The following is a 25,483-nucleotide window of genomic DNA, read 5'->3' as shown; positions in this document are numbered from 1 at the left end:
GTTCTGGAGGGTGTTGCCACGTGGCAAAACCCCGGTTGGGCTAGGGAAGTGCGTTCGCTTGTGGATAGGTTGCGATGGTGGGATCTGTCGAGACCAACAGGAGAGTCGTGGCCGGGGAGTTCGTGGTCAGCCAGCGGGTGCGGCTCGGTGGTGTCGTCAGCGCGGTGCTGACGGTGGGCGGGCTGCTGACGACCGCGTTCCTCGTCGTCTCGTCGCCGTGGTGGCTGTTTCGCCTGCTCGATCGCGCGTTCGGCGTGGATGCGATCGTGCCGATCCTGATCGCCACCGTGATCATCTTCGCGCTCCCGTTGTCGGTGGCGGTGCTCGCCTTCGACCGGCCCGGCAACCTGGCGATGCGCCGGCGGCAGCTGGCGATGGACGAGAACGGGATCCGCTTCTACTCCTCGGCGCGCTGGTGGCGCCGGCCGTTCGCGGTGCGCTGGGAAGAGGTCGGGAGGCTGATCGCGTTCACCGAGACCCGCGACACCCCCTCCGCCGGCGGTCCGACACCGACGCTCGTCCCGTGGGACTACCTGGCGTTCCAGCTGCGGGCCGAGTCCGACCAGCCGATCCGCGGCACCCGCATCCACGTGCTGTGGCTGACCGCGACCGTCGAGCAGATCGTCGCCGAGGTGCATGAGTTCCAGCCGAACCTGCCGTTCGTCGACGACCGCACCCCACCGCCCGAGGGCCTCGGCGGCCGCGTCCTGGCCCGCCGGCGGAAAGCCGCTAGGGCGTAGGGATCGTCTCCGGGTACTTCAAGCCCGCGCCCGTGTTCAGCACGACCACCTCGTCCGAGGAAGCGATCCAGCCCGACTCCCGCAGCTGACGTACCGCCGCGAACGCCGCTGCGCCCTCCGGGCAGACGAACGTTCCCTCGAGCTCCGCCACCCGGCGCTGCTCGGCCAGCAGGTCGGCGTCCGACACCGCGACAGCGCAGCCCTCGGTCTCGTACACCGCCCGCAGGATGAGGAAGTCGCCCAGCGCCTTCGGAACGGTGATCCCGAACGCCACCGTCGAGGCGTCCGGCCACGCCTCGGACTCCGGCGCTCCCTTCGCCCACGCCCGAACGATCGGCGCGCATCCCTCCGCCTGCACCGCGACCAGCCGCGGCATCCGGTCGGCGGCGATCCAGCCGAGCGACCGCAGCTCGTTCAGCGCCTTCCAGATCCCGATCAGCCCCACGCCGCCGCCGGTCGGGTAGAGGATCACGTCCGGCACCCGCCAGCCCAGCTGCTCGGCGATCTCCAGGCCCATCGTCTTCTTGCCCTCGATGCGGTACGGCTCGCGCAGCGTCGACACGTCCACGTACCCCTCGGCGAGTCTGCCGCGGATGTACGCGCCGGCGTCGCCGATCAACCCGTCGACGAGAGCCAGCTCGGCACCGACCGCTACGCACTCCGTCCGGCAGATCTTCGGGGCCGACCGCGGCATCGCGATCAGGCTCTGCATGCCCGCCCGCGCGGCGTACGTCGCCCACGCCGAGCCGGCGTTCCCGTTCGTCGGCATCGCGATCTTCCGCACGCCGAGCTCGTACGCCCGCGACACCCCGACGGCCGCCCCGCGTGCCTTGAACGTGCCGGTCGGGATCAACCCCTCGTCCTTCATCAGCAGCCGCGGGACCCCGACGTCGGCGCCGAATCGGCGCATCGGCAGCAGCGGCGTCATCCCCTCGCCGAGCGTCACGACGTTCTCCGGCGATCGGACCGGCAGCAGCTCGTGGTAGCGCCACAACGTCGGCGGCCGCCCCGCGATCACGTCGCGCGACAGCCCGGACAGGTCGTACTGGGCCAACAACGGCGACCCGCAGTCGCACACGCCCGCGACCACGTCCGCGTCGTGATCATGGCCTTGCTTGCCGCACGTGAGGTGGGACAGCGTCGAGTAGCCCATGCTGTGCCTATGGCGACCACTCGCACGCCGCGGCCGCGGACGGCCTTGGCGGCTTCGGGTCGCGGTGCTCGGCGGCTCCGGGTGGCCCTGCGGCGACAGAAGGGGCCTTCGGCCGACGAGTCGTCCTCGGCCCCCGGAAACCGGAGCCGCCGAGCGTGGTGGCTGACATGAGCGAGGAGTCTACGTGGAGCCGATCGGGTACGTGAGCGACGAACGCTTCCTCGCCCTGCCCGACGTCGCCGTCGAGATCTCCGCGGGCGACCAGGTCTGGCAGACCAGGTCGAGCGCGAGCGGCGCGATCTACCTCGAGCTGCCGCCCGGCCCGTACCGCGTCACGCTGGCCAAGGCCGGGTACGGCGCCAAGCACTCCGAGGTCGAGCTCGGCACCGGCGTTCACCACTTCCGGCTCCTCTCCGACCAGCTCTACGGCTACGTCTGGCCGAAATGGGTCAGGTCGGGCGAGCTCGGCGAGTTCCGCGTGCACAGCCCGGAGCCGTACCGGCTGTCGATGTGGCGTTACGGCGCCGAGGCCGAGCAGGTGAAGCTGATCGGCTGGTTCGACGAGCACGCGCCGCGCGCGACCGTCCAGATCACGCCGGACGACGACTACACCCAGACCGGCGCCAGCTTCAACAAGAGCGGCTACACCGACCCCACGCACCGGCAGTACGTGCGCGCGCCGGAGCGGAGCGGGCTGTACTACTTCCACGCCGAGACCGAGTCCGGCGCGTTCTTCTCGTTCCCGTGGGTGGTCGCACCGGCGACACCCACCGCGCCGCTGGCCGTGCTCGCCTCCACCAACACGTGGAACGCGTACAACAACTTCGGCGGCCGCTCGAACTACATCAACGCCTCCGGCCTGCCCGACGTCCCGCTGCTCGTGCCGCGACTGGAACTCGCCCGCTACCAGGACGCCACGTTCGGGGAACACGGTTTCCCGGACGGCTCGTACCCGCCGCTGTCGTTCGAACGGCCCGAGCCGCTGAACCAGATCCGCCGCGGCGAACGGCCGGATGACCCCATCCGGGGAAGGCAGCCGTGCCACCTCGCGGCCGCGGAGTGGCGGCTGCTGAGCTGGCTGGAGCGGAACGGCACCGGGTACGACCTCTATGCCGACGCGCACCTGCACGACGGCACGCTCGAGCTGGATCGCTATCAGGCGTTGGTGATCAGCACGCATCCGGAGTACTGGTCGCGGCAGATGTACGAGACCGTGCGCGCCTGGGTCTTCGAGCGGGGCGGGCGGTTGGCGTACCTCGGCGGCAACGGGCTGGACTGCGAGGTGGAGTTCGTCGGCGACACCTTGGTGTTCCGGACCGAGGCAGTCGAGGCCGGCGGACCGTACGAGAACCGCATGCACCGCAGCTTCCGGCCGGCGTCGGCACTGCTCGGCGTGGTGTTCACCGACGCCGGCGCGATGACGTCCGCGCCGTACCGCGTGCTCGACCCCACGCACTGGGCGTTCGAGGGAACGGGTGTGTCCGAGGGTGACGTCTTCGGGCAGGCGAGTCTGCACGAACGGTGTCCCGGCGGCGCCTCCGGGCACGAAACCGACAAGACCACCGCACACACGCCGAGTGGTGCGGAAGTCCTCGCGCGTGGTCAGAATGTGGACGATGGCGGAGCGGAAATCGTTCACTTCACTACCGAAAGTGGCGGCGCTGTCTTCTCGGTCGGATCGATCACCTGGAGCTCGTCCGTTCTCGTCGACGAGGTCGTCGCGCGCGTGTCGAAGAACGTTATCGAACGGTTTTGTTCGTAGTCGATCTGTGACCGAGAATTCGCTGTTTCGGTGTTCCTGCTGCAGATTTACCCAGCCTGGTAGGTCAAGTCGAGGTTGACGACGCGTTGCTAAGTGCGTTCTGACCTGCGACGTATCAGCATCTGGAACCACGATAAGAATACGTTTTGGTTACATCGCGAAAGCGTCACGGAAAGGTCACGAAGGCGCATATTCAAGCGTTCCCAAATCGTGACCGGCCCATTTCTGAATCTGCTCTATCGTCGGGCACGGCTTTGGAATGACTCGGCGTTTCGTGCTCGGGTGGGCTGGCGCGAACGCGGGCCGGTTGTGACCAAATAGCGAGTAAGCGTCGGGGAGGACCGCTTATGCACAGGCGTGTGTTTGCAATCATTCTAATGATCTTTGGTCTGGTCGTGGCCGCTGCTTGCGGCGCGAACGGCGGTGGCGGAACGCCATCGGAGAAGAACAAGTCAGCGCAGCCAACCAACAACTCCGGGACGACCGCGGACTTCACGGTCACGCTCGATCCCACCGCCAAGGGCCCTGCCCTGGACGTTCCCGGCGCGAAGGAGGGCGGCACTGTCACCGTTCTCACCCGTCAGGTTCCGCACACGCTGGACCCGACGCGTGCGTACTACACCGACTCGCTCGCGATCGCGAAGCTGGTGTTCCGTACGCCGACGGCCCTGGTGATGCAGGACGACGGTTCGTACAAGCTCGTTCCTGACCTGCTGACGGACCTGGGCCAGCACAACGAGGACTTCACCCAGTGGACGTTCAAGATCAAGGAAGGCATCAAGTACCAGGACGGAACGCTGGTCACCTCGAAGGACTTCGCGTACGCGGTGAAGCGGTCGTTCGCGGTGGAGGAGCTCCCGAACGGGCCGGTCTACCAGCAGACGTACTTCCTCGACGGCGACAAGTACAAGGGTCCGTTCAAGGACGCGTCGAAGGGCGGCGGTGCGGACTACCAGGGCGTCGAGACGCCGGACGACCAGACGTTCGTCCTGAAGATGGCCAAGCCGTTCCCGGATCTGCCGTACTACTTGACGTTCCCAGCGTTCACGCCGATCCCGCAGGCGAAGGACACCAAGCAGAACTACGAGAGCGCCCCGGTCGCGACCGGTCCCTACAAGTACAAGCAGTTCAAGAAGGGGACCCAGCTGCTGCTGGAGAAGAACGACCAGTGGGACCCGGCGTCTGACCCGTTCCGGCACCAGTACGCCGACGAGTACAACTTCAAGTTCGACCAGGAGCGGCTGCGGCTGCAGGAGCAGCTGATCGCCGACAAGGGCCCCGACCAGATGTCGATCACGTACGACAACGTCGACTCGTCGCTGTTGCCGAACATCGTGGGCAAGGAGCCGGAGAAGCGGATGAAGAAGGGGCCGGGTACGTGCACGTTCTTCACGTACCTGGACGTCCGGAAGATCCCGCTCGAGGTGCGCCGCGCGATCCTGGTGGCCTGGCCGTACGACTCCGAGCGGCAGGCGGCGGGGAACAGCCCGCTGACGTCGGAGCCGGCGACCACGATCATGCCGCCGACCACGCCGGGCTGGCAGAACTTCGACGTCGCCGGGTACAAGAGCAAGGGCAAGGGTGACCCGGAGAAGGCCAAGTCGATGCTCCAGGCGGCGGGCAAGCTGAACTTCGAGCTGATCTGGAACTTCGTCTCCGACGACCCCGTGTCGCCGCAGGTCTCGGAGGTGCGGAAGCAGGCCATGCAGAAGGCCGGCTTCAAGGTCACCGCGATCCCGCTCCAGCAGGCGCAGGCCCGGATCGAGGCGAACAACCCGAAGTCGCGGACGAACGTCAACCCCGGTGGCGGTTGGTGCCTGGACTGGCCGTCGGGCGGGACGATCTTCCCGGCGATCCTGTACGGCCCGCTGATCGCGGCGAACCCCGACGGCGTACCGAACGGCTCGTTCCTCGACGAGGACAAGGTCGACAACGCGATCGACAAGGCGCTGGTCCTGCCTTCGGAGGAGCAGCCGGCGGCCTGGGCGGCGATCGACAAGATGATGATGGAGGACTTCGCGCCGGTCGTGCCGGACTACTACGCGAAGAACGCGTTCCTGCACGGCTCGAAGGTGGGTGGCGTGCGGCTGGACGTGTACGCGAACGGGCCGGACTTCACCCGGCTGTTCGTCACGCAGTAGTTGGTGGGAAGGTGACCGCCGCTGTCGGGGCATTGGCCATCTGGGGGTGCCCATGGCCCCGGCAGCGGTACGGGGGAGAGATCGTGAACGCGCTCAGACGAGGCGGCGGTCGGTGGCCCAGCGGGTGAGCTCGTAGCGGTTGGACAGCTGGAGCTTGCGCAGCACCGAGGACACGTGGGTCTCGACGGTCTTGACCGAAATGAACAGTTCCTTCGCGACTTCCTTGTACGCGTACCCGCGCGCGATCAGCCGCAGCACCTCGCGCTCGCGCTGGGTCAGGCGGTCGAACTCCTCGTCCACCGTGCCCGGGTCCACCGCTCCGGCGAAGGCGTCCAGCACGAAGCCGGCCAGCCGCGGCGAGAAGACCGCGTCCCCTTCAGCGATCCGGCGCACGCCGTCGACGATTTCCTGGCCGGTGATCGTCTTCGTCACGTACCCACGCGCCCCGGCGCGGATGACACCGATCACGTCCTCGGGCAGGTCCGACACCGACAGCGCGAGGAACTTGATGTCCGGGTTGCGGTCCAGCACCTGCCGGCAGACCTCGGCGCCACCGCCGCCTGGCAGGTGAACGTCGAGCAGCACGACCTCGGGCAGCGTCGCCAGCACGACCTTCACCGCGCTGTCCACGTCGCCGGCCTCGCCCACGATGTCGACCTGGTCGCCGATCTCCGTGCGCACGCCGGTACGGAACATCGCGTGGTCGTCGACCAGCACGACCCGCTTCTTGCCGTCGGCAGCGGGAGCGGGACCGGGAGCGGCAGCGCCCTCAGGCGTCGGGGTAGTCACGGTCGAATCCTCTCACCCTCGGTGCGATCCACAACCAGCTTGACCTCGGTGCCCTCGCCGGGCGAGCTGCGGATGTCGGCCTTGCCGCCGTGGCGTTCCATCCGCTCGTAGATGCTGCGGCGCACGCCCAACCGGTCCTCGGCCACCGTGTTCGGGTCGAAGCCCATCCCGCGGTCGCGTACGAAGACCTCGATCCGCGCTGGCTCCACCTCGACGAACACGTCGATCTTCGGCGCGCCGGAGTGCTTGGCCGCGTTCGTCATCGCCTCGCGCGCCGCGCGGACGACGGCCGTCAGCGGCTCGTCCAGGGGAGCGTCGCCGACCGCGACGACCTCGACCGGTACGCCGTGCAGGTCCTCGACCTCGGCGGCCGCCTTCTTCAGCTCCGAACGCAACGTCGCGTCGACGTCGTTCGGCGAGCCGTACAGCCAGTCGCGCAGCTCCCGCTCCTGCGAACGGGCCAGCCGCGCCACGGCCTTGGGGTCGTGCGATTGCTTCTGGATCAACGCCAACGTCTGCAGCACGGAGTCGTGCAGGTGCGCGGCCATGTCGGCGCGTTCCTGTGAACGGATCCGCTCCTGCCGTTCCTCGGTCAGGTCGCCCGCGAGCCGCCAGACCCACGGCCCGACGATCAGGCCGACGCCGAGCAGGCCGACCGCGACGGCCGCGAGCACCGTGCCGAGCGCCGACATCTTGCCGGACGCCGCGAGCAGCAGGACGGCCGCGCCGATCACCAGCGCGACGCCGAACGCCGAACGGACCAGCGTCGACATCCCACCAGAGCCGGTCAGCAGCCCGAACCAGCGCACCCGCTCCGCGTCGCCGCGCCGCGCCCGCTGCGCCTCGTCGGCCTGCCGCCACAGCAGCGCCAGCCCGACGCCGCCGAGCACGATCGGCCAGAACACACCGGCCGGTATGCCCACCCACTGCTGGAACAGCAGCAGGACACCTGCGGCCAGGACGCCGACAGCGACCAGCTGCCCGGTGTCCTCGCGCTTGCGGCCCGTCCGCGTGGTGCTGAAGTTCTTCCGTTCGGCCCAGCCCGCCGGCCCCGCCACGCCCTTGACCGCGGACTCCTGGGGCAGGAACACCCAGAGCGCGGCGTAAAGCGGCAGGCCGAACCCGCCGATGATCGTGAGGGCGATGAACGCGAGGCGTACGTGCAGGGGCTGCAGGCCCAGATGGTCCGCGAGGCCGGCGGCCACACCGCCGAGCATCTTGCCGTCCGTACGCCGAACACAGCGCGGGGCGAGCTCGCCCGGCGCTTCCATGGTCGACGCGGTGCCAGCGGTGGTGGTGCCGGCCGGATCGGTGAAGATGACAGCTCCTTCGCAGGTGGGATGCTGATCCAAGGGTCACACGCGCGGGCGCGCCCCGCCACCAGGACGCTCCCCCAGCGGTTCCCGGTCCGTCCAGGGTGTGTCCCAGGGACATCCCCGATGGCGGACCCCGGCCCCAGCGCGGAGGATCGGTTTCGTGGCCGTTCTCTGCGGTCCGCATCGACCACTTACCGTGACGAGAAGGAGCCGGCAGGCGTCATGAGCTCCGCGACACCACCGCCCAGACCGCCGGGTCCGCCCGACGGATCGGGCTTCCGAGTCGACGCGACCCTCGCGTACCTGCGCAAACTGCGTCGCGTCCGCGACGGCCGCGTGCTCGGCGGCGTGTGCGCCGGCATCGGCCGGGGCCTCGGCGTCGACCCGGTCGTGATCCGGGTCGCGCTGGCGGTGCTCACGTTCTTCGGTGGGGTGAGCGCGCTGCTGTACGGCGCCGCCTGGCTGCTGATCCCCGAGGAGGGCAAGGACCGTTCGGTCCTCGAGCACCACCTCGGCCGGCGGCAGAACGGTTCTCCGGACAACGCTGTCGTGATCGGCGGCGTGGTGCTGGTGGCGATCGTGCTGCTGTCCACCCCATGGTGGGGCCTGCCGTGGCAGGCGCCAGTGCTCCTGCTGCTCGCGATCGTGGGCCTGATCGTGCTGGCCCGGCGCAACGTCGTGGCCGGCGGGACCGACCCCGGCGCGCCCGGCGTGCCGGCGAGCCCGGGCGACCCGAACGCGCCGACCCAACCGCTGGCCGGCTGGCCCGCCGCACCGACCACCACCGTGGACGAGGTGACCGGCGTCGTCGCCGGCACCGGCTCGTGGCGGGACGCGGTGCCCGCGCCCGCCTCGTTCTGGAACCACCCCGACCCGTTGGGGCTCGCCGACCCCGATCCCGATCCGACCCAGGCGTTGGTGGAGGCCCCGCCGCCTCCGCCGTTGCCGGTCAAGCGCCGGTCGGCTGTGTTTCCGGTGACGATCGCCTCGACGCTGATCGCGATGGGTGGGCTCGCGGCCGTCGCGGAGGCCAACGGCTGGAGCCTCGAGCCGGGGGCGTTCATCGCCACCGCGCTCGCGGTCGTGGGCGGCGGCCTGCTGGTGGGGACGTGGTACGGCCGGGCCCGCGGGCTGATCGCGATCGGCGTGCTGCTGACGATCGCGCTGATCCCCGCGACGGTCGCCGAACGCGTCGACACCGGCGACTTCGCCACCCAGGCGACCGGGCACAGCCCGACGACGGCGGAGGACGTGATGAGCCGGTACGACATCGAGGCCGGCGACTTCACCCTCGACCTGTCCGGCGTGACGTTCGACGACCGGACGAACCTGACGACGAAGCTCGACGTGGGTGCGGGGCACGCGATCGTGATCGTGCCCGACGACGTCGACGTCCAGCTCAGAGGTGACGTGGGGCTCGGCAGCCTGGAGTTCTTCGGCGTGGAGGAGGGCGGCGTCGACCTGCGCCGTTCGCACCAGAACCTGGGAGCAGACGGGGCCGGTGGCGGGACGCTCGTCCTGCAGCTCGACCTCGGCCTCGGCGCCGCCGAGCTGTATCGGACGTCAATGGCTCCGCCCGAGGCGTTCCGGATCGAGCCGCCTGAGGCACCCGTACCCCCTGAGCCCCCGCAGCCGGCCGACAAGCCGACGCCGAAGGGGTTCCGATGAGCAAGACACGTACTCCTGCCGGGCGGCACACGGCGAACGTCGTGTCGCTCGTGGCGGGCCTGATCTTCTGTGGGATCGCGTTCAGCTGGATGCTGATCGCGACCGAGGTGCTGAGTACGAACGACCTGGCCTGGATCGTGCCGACGCTGCTGATGGGCGCCGGCATCACGGGCGTCGTCGCGTCGATCAGCCGGAACAAGAAGGGACAGCGCCGATGACCGGGGAGACACCTGAGCGCGGTCAGGGGCAAGTCGGGGATGGGCCAGGACCGTTCCCGATACCCGACGGGACCGCCGAACGGCAAGCTGAAGACATGACCGACACGATGACTCCCGCGACCACCACGTACAAGAAGCTCCAGCGGACCCGCGACGGCCGGCTGATCGCCGGTGTCGCCAGCGGTATCGCCCGCTACCTGGGCGTCGACCCGGTGCTGGTCCGGCTCGCGTTCGTGATCCTCACCGCGTTCGGCGCGGCCGGGATCCTGCTCTACGCGGCCTGCTGGATCCTGATGCCCGAGGACGAGCCGGCGCCGACCGCCCCGTCCATCTACGACGACCCCAGCTCGCCGATCGCCTGACCGTGTCGGGCGCACCCGCCCCGGCAGTCCACCCCGCAGCAGACCCGCATGAACAGGCTCGGTCGCCCCTGACGCCTCTTCATGCGGGTCTCTTCGCGTTTGGCCCGATTTCCCTGAACCGGTTCCTCTCACTCGTTGTAACCAAATCCGAGTCTGATCCGTCTCACTACCAAGGCGGCGGGGGCGAATCGGAGGGGGAGAGCGAAATGGTGGACCTGACCGAAGAGATCGAGCACCTGGCCGAGCAGCTGCACGACGTCGAGTGCTGCGGCGGCCGCTGCGGAAGCATGGACCGGCGCTCCTGTTGGAAGTGGACGAGCGGCATCTTCCACCGCGCCGTCGAGCACCAGGTGTTGCTCGTTCGTTCTGCTTAGACCCCGGGGTGCGTCAGCCGGTGCGGGCGACGAAGAATGGTTCGGCGAGGTGGCCGTCTCCGAGGTCGAAGGAGCGGGCGACGCGGCCGAACGCTTCGGTGAGGCGAGGGCGGATCGCATCCGGGCTGGGGTGTTGGCTGGTGTGCTCCAACACCGCGGCCAGCTTCAGTTCGAACGTCTCCGTCACGTCGACAGCGTGGTTGTACGTCGGATGCCCCGACACCCACACCTCCCGTACGGTCCACGGCTCCAGCCCCTCCGCGGCGAGCTCGGGGAACGCGAACGGGTTCCGCGCGGCGGGGTAGACCGCGCGGTACGCGGCCTCGCCGGCCGCCAGGTGGTCGGGGTGGCTGCGCCCCACGGTGGACCAGTCCCGCTCCGGGCTCTGGATCACCATCCGGTCCGGCCGCACCTGGCGGATGACCCGCGTGAGGTCCCGAACCAGGGGAAGAGCAGGCGTCAGCTCGCCGTCCACGTACCCAAGGAAGTGCAGGTCCGAGACCCCCACCACGCTCGCGGCCGCAGCCTGCTCCAAGCGGCGGATGCGCGGGATCTCGGCCCGGTCCAGGGCGGGGTCGAAGCCGCCGGCCTGGCCGTCGGTCACGACGCAGTACTCGACCTTGATCCCCGCGGCGGTCCAGGTCGCCACCGTTCCGGCACACCCGAAGTCGACGTCGTCGGGATGCGCGGTCACCACGAGAACGCGGGAGACCTCGTCGGCCGGCAGCAGGTCAGGGGCGGGTTCCGAGTCACGTTTCACAGCTTCAGAACCTACCGCTGCAGAACCCCTACACCGCCGACTGGCGCAACGGCGTCGGCAGCAACGACAGCCGGTACCCGACGCCGCGGATCGACGCGACGACGAGCTCGCCCGTCACCGACGTGAGTCGGCGCCGCAGCCGCTTGACGGCCGACACCACCGCCTCCACGTCGCCGAGGTACGGCCGCCGCCACACCGCTTCGGTCAGGTCGGCGAACGTCCACACCCGGCCGCCGTCGCTCACCAGCGTCGCCAGCAGGTCGAAGTCCCGAGTCGACAGGTCCAACGCCCGCCCGCGCCAGGTCGCCTCGCGCAACGACGAGTCGATCAGCAACGGGCCGAACTCGACCGGCCGCGAGACCACCGTCGGAGCAGGCGTCGCTGTAGACGACCGCGCGTTCTGCAGGACCCGCAGAGCGGCACCGGCGTCGGCGGCCATCATCACCACCGCGTCCGGCCCCACACTTCTCAACACAGCTGTGCATTGGTCGGCGGTCGTGCCGACACACAGAATGAGCGCGGGTGCGGCGTCGGCGAACTCGGCCGCACCATCGAGGATGTCGGAGTACAACTGATCCTCCCCCTTGGGGGAACGCCGGACAAAGTCGGCGGGATCTCCACCAAATGCCCTGCATCCCCAACGCCACGTAACCCCTTGGTGACTGCAGGATTCTGACACGGAGAATGTTTCGGGCGTAAGTACTTCGCGAGCCAGATGGGGCAAACGTCGTGTCCTGATCCGGTCGTGCCCCGGTCAGGGCGAATTCCCTTATTTCGTACGCAATCCGGGCGTATTGATTCGCCAAAGCAACCTTCGGCCGAGAACTGCCCGCCGTACGACCGACAGCGAGCCTGGCCGGAGCGACCCCACCGCAGCAATGTCGGTTCCCACACCTGCAACCCGCCGCCGATCCCCCGGGGCGGGTCCGATGCGGGTGCCCTTGGGAGGGGATCGTGGCTCGACTAGACCCAGGCGGCGGACGCGCTGCCTTCAAACGGACGTTCGCGGCGGTGGCCATCGCGTCGATGGCCGTCATCGGCGGCCTCCTCGCGCCCACCGGCGCCGTAGCGGCGGGGAACGACGGCAAGGCCGACGACCCGCAGTCCGCACCGATCGCACCGAGCGTCGAGAAGGCGCTCGACGCGAAGGGCTCGACGGACATCTACCTGGTCTTCAAGGACAAGGCGGACCTCGACGCCGCCTCGAAGATCAAGGACTGGACCGCGCGCGGCGACGCCGTCGTGAAGGCGCTGCAGGACACCGCGAACGCGAGCCAGGCCGAGGCGCGAGCAGAGCTGACCAAGGCCAAGGCCGACTTCACTCCGTTCTGGATCTCCAACCGGATCCTGGTACGGAGCTCCACGGCGGCGCAGACGAACAAGCTCGCCGCGCTGCCCGGAGTCGAGCGCGTCGCGGCCAGCCAGACGGCCGACCTGATCAAGCCGGAGCCGGCCGCCGCGTCGGCGCCGACCGCCGTCGAGTGGGGCATCGCCGCGATCAAGGCAGACCAGGTCTGGGGCACGTACGGCGTCCGGGGTGAGGGCATCACGGTCGCCAACATCGACTCGGGTGTGCAGTACACCCACCCCGCGCTGGTCGGGAAGTACCGCGGCAACCAGGGCGGCGGAACGTTCGACCACAACTACAACTGGTTCGACCCGTCCCGCGTGTGCGGCAACCCGTCGCTCGCGCCGTGCGACCCCGACGACCACGGCAGCCACACCATGGGCACGATGGTCGGCGACGACGGTGGCGCGAACCAGATCGGTGTCGCACCCGGCGCCAAGTGGGTCTCGGCCGTCGGCTGCGACTCCCCGCTCGGCTGCTCGGAGAACGCGCTGCTGACCTCGGGCCAGTGGGTGCTCGCGCCCACCGACCTGCAGAACCAGAACCCGCGTACCGACCTGCGCCCGAACATCGTCAACAACTCCTGGGGCGCGCCGAACGGTCCCGAAGAGGACCCCTGGTACGACGACATCATCTCCGGCTGGACCTCCTCCGGCATCTTCGGTGTCTTCTCCAACGGCAACGCCGGACCGGGTTGTGACACGGCGGGTTCGCCGGCGGACTCCGCACTCGCCTACGGCGTGGGCGGTTTCCAGTCGAACGGTGCCGTCTACAACAACTCCAGCCGTGGCCCTGGCGCCAACGGCGAGATCCGGCCGAACATCTCCGCCCCCGCGGTGAGCGTCCGTTCGTCGATTCCGGACAACTCGTACGCGAACTTCACCGGAACGTCGATGGCCGCACCGCACGTGGCGGGCACGGTCGCGCTGATGTGGTCCGCGGCTCCCGCCCTCGTCGGCGACATCGCCACCACGCGGACGCTGCTGAACCAGACCGCGATCGACACCGACGACACCACCTGTGGCGGAACGCCGACCAACAACAACGTGTGGGGTGAGGGCAAGCTCGACGCCCTGGCCGCCGTGACCGCGTCGCCGCGAGGCGAGTCGGGCACGTTGACCGGTACGGTCACCAACGCCACGACCGGCGCGCCGATCTCCGGCGCCCAGGTCAAGATCACCGGTGCCAGCTCGCGCACGCTCACCACGACCGCGACCGGCACGTACACGGCGAAGCTCTCGACCGGCGACTACAACCTCGAGGTCTCGGCGTACGCGTACGGAACGGCGACCGGAACCGCCACGGTGGCGACCGATGCCACGGTGACGAAGGACTTCGCGCTCACCCCGGTCGGCTCGTGGCCGGTCCTCGGCGAGGTCTCCGACTCGCGCGGCGACCCTGTCGCGGGCGCGGTCGTCAAGGTGAACGGCACTCCGCTGGCTCCGGCGACGACCGACGCCGACGGTGTGTACGAGTTCGCGCAGGTGCCCGTCGGCACGTACAACATCTCGGTCACCTCGCCGGGTGGCTGCAGCGCCGACGCCTCCAAGGACGTCGTGGTCAACGCCCGGAAGATCGTCAACTTCCGGCTCGCGGACCGCGTCGACGCGTACGGCTATCACTGTGAGAGTGCCGCACCTGCTTACCAGCAAGCAGATACGGGTCTCGCGCTCACTGGTGACGACGCCGTTCAGGCCGTCAACCTGCCCTTTACGGCGGTGCTGTACGGCCAGGCGTACACGAAGGCGAACATCAGCACGAACGGTCTGGTGAACTTCGCGGCACCCGCGACCTCGTTCACCAACACCGCGATCCCGGCCCCGGCCGCCCCGAACGCGTCGGTGTACGCGTTCTGGGACGACCTGGTCATCGACGCGACCGCCAAGGTCTACACCAAGGCCGTGGGGACCGCGCCGAACCGTTCGTTCATCATCGAATGGCGGAACGCGTTGATCCGCAGCACGACCTCGCGCGTCGACTTCGAGATCGTGATCAACGAGAACAGCGACATCGTCGTCCACTACCGCAACCTCGACCCGAACAACTCCCGTGAACGAGGCGACTCCGCCACGGTCGGTGTCGAGAACTCGGCGGGCAACGTCGCGGTGCAGTACTCGTTCAACTCTGGTGTGCTGAGCGACAGCAAGTCTGTCAAGTTCACCTTGCCCCCGAACGGCTTCGTCTCCGGAACGATCACCGACGCCAACGACGGCCTGCCCGTCACTGGCGCGGCGGTGACGCTGACGCCGGAGACCGGCGCGGCGCAGACCGTGTCGACCGGCGCCGACGGCAAGTACTTCGCCCAACTGTGGAACGGCGTTTACAAGGCAACGGTCAAGGCGCCGAACTACACCAACGCGGCGGCGAACAACCTCGTCGTCACGTCGAACAAGTGGATCGCGAAGAACTTCGTGCTCAAGACCGGTCGCGGAGAGATCGACACCGAGGGTCTGCGCTGGGTGTTGCCGCAGGGCAACAAGCAGCAGACGACCTTCACGCTCTCCAACACCGGTAGCGCCGCGATGAACTGGAGCACGGTCGAGCTCGGTGGCTCCAAGGTCACGGCCGTCGCTGCCAAGCAGTCGAAGGCGCTTGCGGCCAAGGAGAACCCGGCCGCCCGCAGTGCCGCTGGCAGCGTCCCGTCTGCCGAGAAGTCGAAGGCGGTGCCGTTCGCCGCCGGTGACGTCCTCGACTCGTGGCCGACCGGGCTGTCGGTCGCGTGGGGTGTCGGCAAGAGCACGTCGAACGTGTGGGTTTCGAACCCGGAGACGGTACGCAACAAGGAGTTCGCTCCCGACGGCACCGCGACCGGGCGCGACTGGCCGGGCGGTTACGGCAGCGCGCAGTGGAACGCCGACATGGCGTTCGACACGCGTCGCAACCTCATGTGCCAAGTCGCCGTCCTCGGTGACAACGCCATCCACTGTTGGGATCCCGCGACCGGCAACGAGGTCTACTCGTTGGCCGGTGGGGCCAGCACGACCGCCCAGCGTGGACTGGCGTACAAGGCCGACGACGACACGTTCTACGTCGGCGGATGGGTGCAGGACGTCCTGTTCCACGTCGCGGGCGCGTCGCATGCCACGCCTGGTGCGGTGCTTTCCCAGTGCCCGTTGGCTTCCGGGATCGCCGGACTGGCGTACAACCGGGCGTCCAACACGCTCTGGGTGACGAACAGCGACGAGGGCAACACCATCACCCAGCACAACCCGGACACGTGCGCTCCGATCTCGTCCCTCTCGCTGGACGAGCCCGAGGGCTTCGCGCTCGCGGGTGCGGATCTGGACGCGGCCGGCAACGTGTGGGCGACATCGCAGAACACGCAGACCGCGTACCTGCTCGACACGGGCGTTCCGCAGGAGACCAACGTTCCGTGGCTGACGCTCGCGCCGGCCAAGGGACGCGTCGCGGCGGGTGGTTCGGTCGAGGTGACCGCGAAGGTCAACACGACCGGGCTCGCGGCTGGTGTCTACCGCGCGGTCGTCGAGATCCACACGACCTCCGGGCGGCAGCCGGTCATCAAGGTGCCGGTCGAGGTCGTCGTGTCCGGCTATTGGAAGGGTGTGAACTCCGCGGGTGCCGCGGGTGTCGACACCGGCGGAATCCCGTGGGTCGCCGACAAGGCGTACACGGCGGGAACGTTCGGCTGGATCGGTGCTTCGACGACTGCCGAGGCGCCGGCTGGTACGGACATCCGCGGGACCGAGGACGACGCGCTGTACGTGAACCAGCGCATCGGCATGGACGCTTACCAGTTCGACAAGCTGCCGGGCGGGAGGTACGAGGTCACCCTCGACTTCGCCGAGCTCGAGCTGTCGCCGCGGGTCGACTGGCGAGCGTTCGACGTGGAGGTCAACGGCCAGTACGTGTTGGTCAACTACGACATCGCGGACGCCGTCGGTGGGCAGCGTGCCGACCGCAAGTCGTTCGTGGTGGACGTGCCGGCGAACGGGAACCTCAAGGTCGGGTTCCACGACCGTCGGGGCTACGAGCCCTCGGTCGTGAACGCGATCCGCGTGGTGCACCGTCCGGACCTGTAGGAGTCTGACTCTGTAGAAGGGGCGATCGAAAGAAGAGGCTCCCCGTCCCCAGGCTTTCGGCCTGGGGACGGGGAGCCTTCTGTTCGTCCTACGCGTGCTCTTCCGGCTTCTCCCAGAAGTAGGCCTCCGGGTCGTACACCGCCGGCGAGGGCTGGATCCACGGGTTGACGAAGCCGCCGAGGGCGAGGTTCTCCTTCATCGGCACATTCTTCAGCCCGTCCCGCACCAGCACGGTCCGCGGGTAGTTCGACACGAAGCCCAGCATGAACGGGCCCTCGTTGATGTGGACCTTCACGATCTCCCACAGCAACTGGTTGCGCTTCATCGCGTCCGACTCGACCCGTGCCTGCGCGTAGAAGTCGTACAGCTTCGCGATCGGCGAGCCCTCCTCCGGGAGGATCCACCGCGGCGTGCGCTTCCAGGGATCGATGTTCGCCTCGGACTCGATCTTCTTCGGGTCACCGGTCTGCAGGATGAACGCCTGCCCGTGCATCGGCGCCCAGTGCGACGGCTCGACCGGGATCACCCAGCCGGGGTACACCAGGATCTGGTTGTCGCCGATCTCCCACGTCGTCGTGGTCTGGAACTCCGAGTTCTTCCATCGGTCGCCCCACGCCTCGGGCGGGCTCGGGCTCATCTGGACGTCGAGGCCGATCGCTTCCCAGTCCCGCTTGAGGAACTCGTTCTTCCGCAGGTTCTCGCTGCCGGTGTCGGCCTGGAAGTCGAGCGAGATCTTCAACGGCGAACCGTCCGGGTGCTCGCGCTTGCCGTCGCCGTTCTTGTCGACCACGCCGATCTCGTCGAGCATCGACTTCGCCAGCGCCACGTCGTACTTCACGGCGAGGTCGCGCCACTCCTCGTAGAGCTTCTTGCCCTCGTCGTTGATGTTGAAGATCACGCCCTTGACGCTCAGCGTGCCGGTCGTCGCCTCGCCGGTGTCGTAGTAGATCGCCTTGCGGATCTCGGCCCGGTTGACCGCGTGCGACAACGCCTTCTGGAACTTGTTGTTGCGGAACAGCGCGCGCAGCTTCGCGTCGGGGTGGTCGTAGTTGAAGAACAGCATCGAGCCGGTGCCCGATCCGCTGTCCCAGAAGCGAAGCCGCACACCGGTCTTCGCCTCTGCCTGCTTGAAGGTTGACACGTCACCCAAAACGATCGGGTGGTGGCCGCCGTGGATGTAGTCGTACTTGCCCTGCGTCATGTTGAGCTTCTGGACCTGCTCGTCCTTCACGACGCTGAAGTTGACCTCGTCGATGTACGGAAGCTGCTTGCCGTCCTTGTCGACCACCCAGTAGAACGGGTTGCGCTCGAGCGTGAGGCTCTGCGCCTCGCGATAGGCCTTGCCGCGCCAGCCGGTCATCGTCGGGCAGTCCGGGTTGCGCTGGAAGTCGGACTTGAGGTCGTGGTTGGAGAACCAGTCGCTCCCCGCCTTGATCGCGGTGTTGTACTTCGGGTGGAACTGCTGCACGTAGTGCTTCGGCAGCATCCAGAGCGGGCCGAGCGTGCCGGTCTCCGCGTACTGGTTGACCCAGGCCGCGATCCGCTCGGGCGTGATCGGGGCTGGCGCGTCGAAGGTGAGCACCATCGTGGTGTCGTCGGGACAGGTCAGCTTCGCGACCGTGTTCTTGCCCGAGCGGACGTCGTCCGGCGGGGTGAACGGGTGGTCCTCGTTCTGCACGAGGTCCTCCCACCAGTACATGATCGACTCGGTCGTCCACGGCTTGCCGTCGGACCACTTCAGGCCCTTGCGGAAGTTGAACGTCCACTCCGAGGCATCCGCGTTCGACTCCCAGGTCTCGACCAGACCGGGCCCGATGTCGAGGCCGTCGTTGAGGAAGCGCAGTGGCGAGCCGCCGTACATGTACTCCTTGACCGCGCTGGACTCGCTCTTGCCCTGCACCATCTGCAGCACGCCGCCGTAGTTGCCGGGGACGAGCCAGCGGTGCGGCACCACGTACGGGTTTTCCGGCAGGCGTTCCTCGACGGCGGGCAGCTTGCCGGCCTTGACCTGCTCGGCGAGAGCGGGCGCCTCGCTGTACTTCGCGGGCTTCGGCAGCGGCTTGACCTCCGATCCCTTTCCGGTCGGCGCGGACGGCTCTCCGCTGCTGCCGGTTCCGCTGCCGGAGCCGGCCCCTCCGTTGCCGCTGGAACACGCCGCGAGAGCGGCGCCGCCGGCCGCCACGGCCGAGCCATAGAGAAGCGAACGTCTGGTCAATCCCTGCAACTGGGCCATCAGTGGCGCACCCTTCGCATCCGTGGTTTCTGGCACGCGGGACCCCCGAGCCCGCCTTGGCGGGAAGTTACGAAGACTTTACGGGCGTGGAACGTTAAAGCGCTACCCCGGAAAGAAATTACCGTTGCGGCCTGGACCGATGCCGAGAAACCGCTTGCTCACGTATAACTCAGCTACGGAGCGAGATACCGATTACTGACCGAAAACGGCCGAGTCACGTTTCGGTCAACGTCGCGGTCATGACCTGGAAGTTTCGGGTGACCCGAAAGCCGGCCTTCGTGTAGAGGTGGCCGGCGGGTGAGTCGGCGGTGGTCCAGAGGAACCAGGCCTTGGTGGCGCCTGCGGCGCGCATGCGTGCGAGGGTGCGGTGCAGCAGGATCCTGCCGAGTCCGGCGCCGCGTTGGCTCGGGTGGACACCGAACGGGCCGAAGCGCTCGATCGCGTTCGCGTACGTCCCGTGCATGGCCCAGCCGACGAGCTCGCGGGCGGCGCCTCTCGCCACGACGATGCGCTCGAGTGGACTGCCCTGGGCGAGGCTCTCTCGGATCGCGCGTGCCCAGTCGGCGCTGAACTGTCTCGCGAGCCCGATCAGGGCGGGGAGCTCGTCGGTCTCGGGGGTGCCGAAGTCGTAGCCGTTCCTGGCCTCGAGGTGCGGCGGCTCGTACGCGGTGAGGTCGCGTTCCATCGCCACGGCTTCGTACCTGGTGGTGAAGCCGAAGCGCTCCAGCAGTGCACGGCCTTCCGGGTAGGCGGTGGCGTCGAGGCCGGGGAGGAGGTAGTTCGGCGTGTACGGCGAGAAGTGCACCTGCGTCGCGCCGCGCTCGCGGAGCCAGTCGAACGCGTTCGACAGCAGCCCGGAACCGACTCCACGCCGGCGCACCGCGGGGTCGACGAAAGCGAACGTGATCCAGCCGTGCTCGGGTTCGAGGTCGCCGCCTTCCATCGCGACCTGGCGGCGCATGGCCGCGACCGCGCCGACGACGCGCCCGTCGACCTCGGCCACCCGCAGCCCGTCCGCATCGAAGTTCGGGTCGAGCAGCACGAGGTCGCGGAACCGTTCGGCGGTGATCGGATCGCGCGGCATCGCCTGCTGCCACGCGTCGACGATCGCCGCACCGTCGCCAACCTGGAACCCACGAAGCCGCATCCGGGCAACGTAGCCGACGACGAACGTCCACCCTCATCTCCATCGTTCGGAGGACGCCAGCGTCGCGGCAGCGTCCGTAGCGTCCCTGGCATGAACAGAACGACTACACGACACCGCAAGGTGTGGTTGACACGGGGAGTCGTGTCGCTCGCGCTCATCGCCGGCGTGGCTGGCGTGGTGCCCGCGTACGCGGATACGGCGCCGGACCTGCGGGCGGACGTCAACCGGGACGGCTTCCTCAGCCCGAACGACGAGAACGGCGAGGCGACGTGGACCAAGGACCGCGGCGCGATCTTCCTGCCCAACCTGGACGACGACCAACGGCGCTGCAAGGTCGCGCCTTCCGATCTCGACGAGCCCGGGCTGGCGATCGACCGCCGATTGGCCGCCTGCAACGACGCCGCGGACTCCGTCGTCAATGGGCGCCGGGACGCAGCCGACCTCGCGCCCGTACGGATCCAACCCCTCGCGGCAGGCGCGTCGCTCAGCATCGACCGATCCGACAAGGTGCGGGTTTTTGTCAAGCAGGGCGGCGCATTCCACGACACTGACGGCACGTTCACCGCTCGCCAGCTCCGGTTCGGGGTCGAGCTCGCGGTCGAGGGGCGCGACATCATTCGCGACGCGGAGAAGTGGGACGGTGTCGTACGCCTGACGCTGACCGGCGCTGGCGGAGCGAGCGACACCGTGGCGATGCGCGTCGCCCCGCTGCTGTTGCAGAACGACCTGCAGCGTGCGACGACCGTGTTCGCCGGCAAGCCCGGTCCTGGCGCTGGTTGGCCGGCGACCGCGGCCGAGGCTCCCTGGCAGTACGACGAGGGCCGGCCGGGGGAGTGGGAGCCGTTCGCCGCCGGTCTGCGCTCAGCGACCAAGGCCGCTGGCGTACCCGCGCCGCGCTTCGTCGAAGGCACCGCGAGGTGGTGGAAGGACGTCTGGTGGCAGGACACGTACGAGCCGGCTGTGGCGACGATGCCTGCTGTGGGCGGTCCGCGGACGATGCGGGTCGCGATCCGTTCGGCGAACCGGTGGAACCTCGCCGGCTCCGACGGCGTGGTGCGGCCGACGCTCCGCCCGGCTGGGCGGCTGCTGTTCCGCGACCTGCGCGGGCCTGACGTGGCCGTCGTGCAGGAGTTCACCGACGAGGACCGCGAGCCGATGCACGATCTGCTCAACATGGGCGGGAACATCGAGTCGTTGCCGCCGTACTCGCACGCCGGAAAGTCTTACCCACAAGGGCGGATCGTCTACGGCTCCGGTGTGCGGAAGCCGGACCACGCGTTCGTCGGCATGCTCGCCGCGCAGGGGTACCAGAAGCCGGTGGTGATCGACACGTCGTGGTTGCTGGTCGGGCATGCCGACGAGACCATGCACGTGGTCCCGGCGCGCACCAAGCACGGCTGGACGCTGATGGTCGCGGACCCGCGGCAGGCGGTCAGATTACTGCGTTCGGCGCAGGCCGCGGGTGCTGGCAAGGCTCGGTTGTTCGAGGGGACGAACGTTTCGGACCAGCCGACCGTGGACTCGTTGCTCGCCGATGCGAAGTTCCTCGCGGAGAACGAGCTCGCGGCGAAGCAGATCGACAAGCAGATCGCTCGGATCCTTGCGGAGACCGGGCTGCGACGTTCGGACCTGGTGTCCGTACCCGTGCCGTTCCGTCAGCTCGACTTCGCGCCGGTGTTCCGCGCGGTGACGCCGGGCATCCCGAACGGGCTGTCGCTGACGCCGCGTGAGTTCGCTCCGCCGGACCCGCACGGGCCGCGCGTACACGGCCGCGATGTGTTCAAGGTCGCGACCGAGCGTGCCCTGGGAGCTCATGGCGTGCGCGTCCGTTGGGTCGAGGACGCGTTCTGGGCGCACCTCAACGGCGGCGAGGTGCACTGCACGACGAACGCCTGGCGGGACGTCGGTTCGATCGCCCGCTGGTGGGCCGCGCGTTAACTGTCAGCGGCGACGGGGACCATGGGCTCATGTTCATCAAGCATCGAGGGCATGAGCCCGAGGTCCACCCGTCGGCGTGGGTGGCGCCGAACGCGACGCTGGTGGGAGCCGTGCGGGTGGGGCCGCGGGCGCGGATCATGTACGGCGCGGTGTTGGACGCGGAGGGCTCGCGGGTCGAGGTCGGCGAGGCGTGCGTGATCGCCGAGCACGCGGTGCTGCGGGCCTCGGCGATCGGCGACGAGGAGCGGCCAGTGGTGGTGGGGGACCATGTCCTGGTCGGCCCGCACTCGACCGTGCTCGGCTGCGTGATCGAGCGCTGCGCCTACCTCGCGGCCTCCGCGACCGTGCTGCACGGGGCTGTTGTGGGCGCTGGGGCCTGTGTGGCGGTTGGGGCGTTGGTGCACGCCCGATCGGTGGTGCCGACGGAGTTCTTCGTACCCCCGAACACCGTCGCGATCGGCGACCCGCTGCGCGTGATGGCCCCCGACCAGCGCGAGGCGGTGGTCGCGGCGATCGGGAACGTCGGCTTCACCTCGGCGGCGTTCGGGGTGTCGACCCGCTTCGAGGACCGCGTAGCGCGCTACCAACAGGTGACCGAGGCACGGGTGGCGGAGTTCGGCGAGCACGCGAACGACGAGCTCCTCTGACCGCCGGCTCGCTTCGAAACCCCCACGCCGTCCGCGGGCGCCCGTGATCATGAACGTGATCATGTAGGCGTTGCAGCTCCCTGCGCCAGATTCGCTTCATGATCACGTACATGATCACCGGCACATCGGCCCTGTCGCGTCCGCACCACGCGTCGCCGGTTGGATGAAGGGCACCTTCATCCAACCGGCGAGCGCGTCTCATGGGGCCATGAACCGTGCCTGGTGGTTTGGGTCGGGGGCACCCCGGTCCCATAGGTTCGGACCAGGGTGCCCCCGACCCAGCCAGACCTCGCCCCCACCCCCGCCACGTCTTTGGATGAAGGGCACCTTCATCCAATAGGTTTGGATGAAGGTGCCCTTCATCCAAACGAAGCGGCGGTGGCGGCGGACGTGTCGCTCGCGAGCTTCCATGATCGTTGGACACACGTTCGAAGAGTCGCCGAGCCTTCGTCGGTGCTCGACCGTAGGCTGGTCTGCACGATGACTGCGCTGCCCACCGAAACCCAGCTGCCCCTCGCGGTCACCGTCGAGGGGGCCGACGACGCCGACCGGCCTGCCCCGGCGCCGCGTCGACGCGACCCGGACTCGATCCTCGAGGGGCTGAATCCTGCCCAGCGAGCCGCGGTCGTGCACGAGAAACACCCGCTGCTCGTGGTCGCCGGGGCGGGTTCGGGCAAGACCCGCGTGCTGACCAGGCGCATCTCCTGGCTGCTCGCCCAGCGCAACGCCCGGCCGAGCTCGGTGCTCGCGATCACGTTCACCAACAAGGCCGCCGGCGAGATGCGCGAACGCGTCGCCGAGCTGATCGGGCCTAAGGCCGCGTCGTACATGTGGGTGAGCACGTTCCACTCCGCCTGCGTCCGCATCCTGCGCCGGGAGATCAAGCGGTTCGGCTACCCGAGCTCGTTCTCCATCTACGACGCCGCCGACCAGCGCCGCCTCATGACCCTCGTCTGCCGCGACCTCGATCTCGACGCCAAGCGCTACAACCCAAGAGCGATCCTCAACTGGGTCTCCGACCGCAAGAACGAGCTCGTCGACTACGAGGAGGCCGCGCGGGTCGCGCAAAACCACCTCGAGAAGACGTACGCCGAGTGCTACGCGCTCTACCAGCAGCGGCTCCGCGAGTCGAGCGCGCTCGACTTCGACGACCTGATCATGACGACCGTGCACCTGCTGCAGGCGTTCCCCGAGGCCCGGACGTACTACCGGGAGAAGTTCGCGCACGTCCTCGTCGACGAATATCAGGACACCAACCACGCGCAGTACGTCCTCGTCCGCGAGCTCACCGAGGTCGACCCGACCGCGCCGGAAGTCCCGCACGGCGAGCTGATGGTGGTCGGCGACGCGGACCAGTCGATCTACGGCTTCCGCGGCGCGACGATTCGCAACATCCTCCAGTTCGAGGAGGACTTCCCGGACGCCAAGGTCATCCTGCTCGAGCAGAACTACCGCTCCACCCAGACGATCCTGTCCGCCGCCAACGCGGTGATCAGCCGCAACGAGGGCCGCAAGGCGAAGAACCTCTGGTCAGACGCGGGTGCCGGCGACAAGATCGTCGGGTACGTCGCGGACGACGAGCACGACGAGGCGCAGTTCGTGGCGGAGGAGATCGACCGGCTGGGCGACGAGAAGCTAGCGAAGCCCAAGGAAGTCGCGATCTTCTACCGGACGAACGCGCAGAGCCGGGTGTTCGAGGAGATCTTCATCCGCGTCGGCATGCCGTACAGGGTCGTCGGCGGCGTGCGCTTCTACGAGCGGCGCGAGGTCCGCGACGCGCTCGCGTACCTGCGGCTGCTGTCCAACCCCGAGGACACCGTCTCGCTACGGCGCATCCTGAACGTGCCCAAGCGCGGCATCGGCGACCGCGCCGAGGCGTGCATCGAGGCGCTCGCCGCGCGCGACCGGATCACGTTCTGGCAGGCGCTGCGCAGGGCCGGCGACGCACCGGGCATCGCGACCCGGTCGCAGACGAACGTCGAGGGGTTCGTGACGCTGCTCGACGAGCTGCTCGCGATGGTCGAGGCCGAGGTGCCGCCGGCGGAGATTCTCGAAGCGGCGATGGCGAAGACGGGCTACCTCGCGGAGCTCGAGGCGTCCGACGACCCGCAGGACAAGACGCGGATCGAGAACGTAGGCGAGCTCATCGAGGTGGCACGTGAGTTCTCCGACGCCGCGGTGGTGAACGGCACGCCGGGTCTGCTGTCGGACTTCCTCGAGCAGGTGTCGCTGGTGGCCGACGCCGACCAGATCCCCGACTCCGAGGAGCAGGAGGAGGGCGAGCACGCGGAGGACGGCGGCGTGGTCACGTTGATGACGCTGCACACCGCGAAGGGCCTGGAGTTCCCAGTCGTTTTCCTTACGGGCATGGAGGAAGGCGTCTTCCCGCACAGCCGTTCGGTGAACGATCCCTCCGAGCTGGAGGAGGAGCGGCGGATCGCGTACGTCGGCATCACCCGCGCGGAGAAGCGGCTGTACGTGTCCCGCGCGATCTCGCGTGGCTCGTGGGGCGCGCCGCAGCAGAACCCGCCGTCGCGGTTCCTGCCGGAGATCCCCGAGGACCTCATCGAGTGGCGGCGTACGGAGGCCGACCAGACCTCCTGGCATTCGAAGTCGTCCTCGTCCCGCCGGGCCGAACGCCGCGCGGCCCGCACCGCCGGCGGCGGCGCGGTGCCCTCGCTGGAGCCGGGCGACCGCGTGGTGCACGACACGTTCGGCCTGGGCTCGGTGGTGACCGTGCGCGGCGTCGGCGACAACGCCGAGGCCACGGTCGACTTCGGCTCCGAGGGCGTGAAGCGGCTGCTGCTCCGGTACGCGCCGGTGCAGAAGCTCTAGCCTCGCCGGGCA

General features: G+C 68.7%; 18 protein-coding genes. 11 read left to right on the top strand and 7 right to left on the bottom strand.

Annotated elements, in window-relative coordinates; genetic code table 11:
• Nucleotides 1-77 precede the first annotated feature (77 nt).
• Complete coding sequence (locus tag JOD67_RS37345) at nucleotides 78-740, top strand: hypothetical protein (protein ID WP_205122374.1); 663 nt, start codon at nucleotides 78-80, stop codon at nucleotides 738-740.
• On the opposite strand, the gene JOD67_RS37340 is transcribed toward JOD67_RS37345, so the two are convergent.
• Complete coding sequence (locus tag JOD67_RS37340; protein WP_205122373.1) at nucleotides 730-1,893, bottom strand: threonine synthase; 1,164 nt, start codon at nucleotides 1,891-1,893, stop codon at nucleotides 730-732. The genes JOD67_RS37345 and JOD67_RS37340 overlap by 11 nt on opposite strands.
• 184 nt (nucleotides 1,894-2,077) lie before the next feature.
• Here JOD67_RS37340 and JOD67_RS37335 point away from each other — a divergent pair, with 184 nt between their 5' ends.
• Together JOD67_RS37335 and JOD67_RS37330 are read left to right on the top strand one after the other, a co-directional pair.
• Nucleotides 2,078-3,655, top strand: coding sequence for a carboxypeptidase-like regulatory domain-containing protein (locus tag JOD67_RS37335; protein WP_205122372.1), 1,578 nt, complete (start codon nucleotides 2,078-2,080; stop codon nucleotides 3,653-3,655).
• 377 nt (nucleotides 3,656-4,032) lie between these two features.
• Nucleotides 4,033-5,796, top strand: coding sequence for an ABC transporter substrate-binding protein (locus tag JOD67_RS37330; RefSeq protein ID WP_205122371.1), 1,764 nt, complete (start codon nucleotides 4,033-4,035; stop codon nucleotides 5,794-5,796).
• Between the two features lie 93 nt (nucleotides 5,797-5,889).
• Here JOD67_RS37330 and JOD67_RS37325 read toward each other — a convergent pair whose 3' ends face one another.
• A complete protein-coding gene (locus tag JOD67_RS37325; protein ID WP_205122370.1) occupies nucleotides 5,890-6,585 on the bottom strand; it encodes a LuxR C-terminal-related transcriptional regulator in 696 nt (231 codons plus the stop codon).
• Nucleotides 6,582-7,937, bottom strand: coding sequence for an ATP-binding protein (locus JOD67_RS37320; protein WP_239554231.1), 1,356 nt, complete (start codon nucleotides 7,935-7,937; stop codon nucleotides 6,582-6,584). The genes JOD67_RS37325 and JOD67_RS37320 overlap by 4 nt, the downstream gene beginning before the upstream one ends.
• A gap of 186 nt (nucleotides 7,938-8,123) precedes the next feature.
• Between JOD67_RS37320 and JOD67_RS37315 the strand changes: the two genes are divergently transcribed.
• From JOD67_RS37315 to JOD67_RS37300, 4 genes are all read left to right on the top strand, one after another.
• Nucleotides 8,124-9,569 carry a PspC domain-containing protein gene (locus JOD67_RS37315; RefSeq protein ID WP_205122369.1) on the top strand — a complete coding sequence of 482 codons (1,446 nt, stop codon included), beginning with the start codon at nucleotides 8,124-8,126 and terminating at the stop codon, nucleotides 9,567-9,569.
• Nucleotides 9,566-9,787, top strand: coding sequence for a hypothetical protein (locus JOD67_RS37310; protein WP_205122368.1), 222 nt, complete (start codon nucleotides 9,566-9,568; stop codon nucleotides 9,785-9,787). The genes JOD67_RS37315 and JOD67_RS37310 overlap by 4 nt, the downstream gene beginning before the upstream one ends.
• 95 nt (nucleotides 9,788-9,882) lie before the next feature.
• Complete coding sequence (locus tag JOD67_RS37305; protein WP_205122367.1) at nucleotides 9,883-10,149, top strand: PspC domain-containing protein; 267 nt, start codon at nucleotides 9,883-9,885, stop codon at nucleotides 10,147-10,149.
• Nucleotides 10,150-10,355: 206 nt separating this feature from the next.
• Nucleotides 10,356-10,523, top strand: a complete 168-nt coding sequence (locus JOD67_RS37300) for a hypothetical protein (protein WP_205122366.1) — start codon at nucleotides 10,356-10,358, stop codon at nucleotides 10,521-10,523.
• A gap of 13 nt (nucleotides 10,524-10,536) precedes the next feature.
• Here the strand turns inward: JOD67_RS37300 and JOD67_RS37295 are convergent, their stop codons facing one another.
• Together JOD67_RS37295 and JOD67_RS37290 are read right to left on the bottom strand one after the other, a co-directional pair.
• A complete protein-coding gene (locus JOD67_RS37295) occupies nucleotides 10,537-11,283 on the bottom strand; it encodes a PIG-L deacetylase family protein (protein WP_205122365.1) in 747 nt (248 codons plus the stop codon).
• A 28-nt stretch (nucleotides 11,284-11,311) separates the two neighbouring features.
• A complete protein-coding gene (locus tag JOD67_RS37290; RefSeq protein WP_205122364.1) occupies nucleotides 11,312-11,854 on the bottom strand; it encodes a winged helix-turn-helix domain-containing protein in 543 nt (180 codons plus the stop codon).
• Nucleotides 11,855-12,237: 383 nt separating this feature from the next.
• Between JOD67_RS37290 and JOD67_RS37285 the strand changes: the two genes are divergently transcribed.
• Nucleotides 12,238-16,671 carry a S8 family serine peptidase gene (locus JOD67_RS37285; protein ID WP_205122363.1) on the top strand — a complete coding sequence of 1,478 codons (4,434 nt, stop codon included), beginning with the start codon at nucleotides 12,238-12,240 and terminating at the stop codon, nucleotides 16,669-16,671.
• Between the two features lie 88 nt (nucleotides 16,672-16,759).
• Here JOD67_RS37285 and JOD67_RS37280 read toward each other — a convergent pair whose 3' ends face one another.
• Both JOD67_RS37280 and JOD67_RS37275 read right to left on the bottom strand, forming a co-directional pair.
• A complete protein-coding gene (locus tag JOD67_RS37280) occupies nucleotides 16,760-18,904 on the bottom strand; it encodes an ABC transporter substrate-binding protein (protein WP_205122362.1) in 2,145 nt (714 codons plus the stop codon).
• A gap of 214 nt (nucleotides 18,905-19,118) precedes the next feature.
• Nucleotides 19,119-20,051 carry a GNAT family N-acetyltransferase gene (locus JOD67_RS37275; RefSeq protein ID WP_205122361.1) on the bottom strand — a complete coding sequence of 311 codons (933 nt, stop codon included), beginning with the start codon at nucleotides 20,049-20,051 and terminating at the stop codon, nucleotides 19,119-19,121.
• A gap of 90 nt (nucleotides 20,052-20,141) precedes the next feature.
• Here JOD67_RS37275 and JOD67_RS37270 point away from each other — a divergent pair, with 90 nt between their 5' ends.
• The 3 genes from JOD67_RS37270 to pcrA all read left to right on the top strand — a co-directional run bounded on the left by JOD67_RS37270 (nucleotide 20,142) and on the right by pcrA (nucleotide 25,471).
• Complete coding sequence (locus JOD67_RS37270; RefSeq protein ID WP_205122360.1) at nucleotides 20,142-21,989, top strand: protein-arginine deiminase family protein; 1,848 nt, start codon at nucleotides 20,142-20,144, stop codon at nucleotides 21,987-21,989.
• Between the two features lie 29 nt (nucleotides 21,990-22,018).
• Complete coding sequence (locus JOD67_RS37265; protein ID WP_205122359.1) at nucleotides 22,019-22,636, top strand: gamma carbonic anhydrase family protein; 618 nt, start codon at nucleotides 22,019-22,021, stop codon at nucleotides 22,634-22,636.
• A 480-nt stretch (nucleotides 22,637-23,116) separates the two neighbouring features.
• Complete coding sequence (pcrA, locus tag JOD67_RS37260) at nucleotides 23,117-25,471, top strand: DNA helicase PcrA (protein ID WP_205122358.1); 2,355 nt, start codon at nucleotides 23,117-23,119, stop codon at nucleotides 25,469-25,471.
• The last annotated feature ends 12 nt before the right edge of the window (nucleotides 25,472-25,483 follow it).

Origin of the sequence: Tenggerimyces flavus, assembly GCF_016907715.1 — a bacterium.
GTDB lineage: Bacteria > Actinomycetota > Actinomycetes > Propionibacteriales > Actinopolymorphaceae > Tenggerimyces > Tenggerimyces flavus.
The sequence above is the reverse complement of the archived record's forward strand: the minus strand, read 5'-3'. Positions and strand labels throughout refer to the sequence as shown.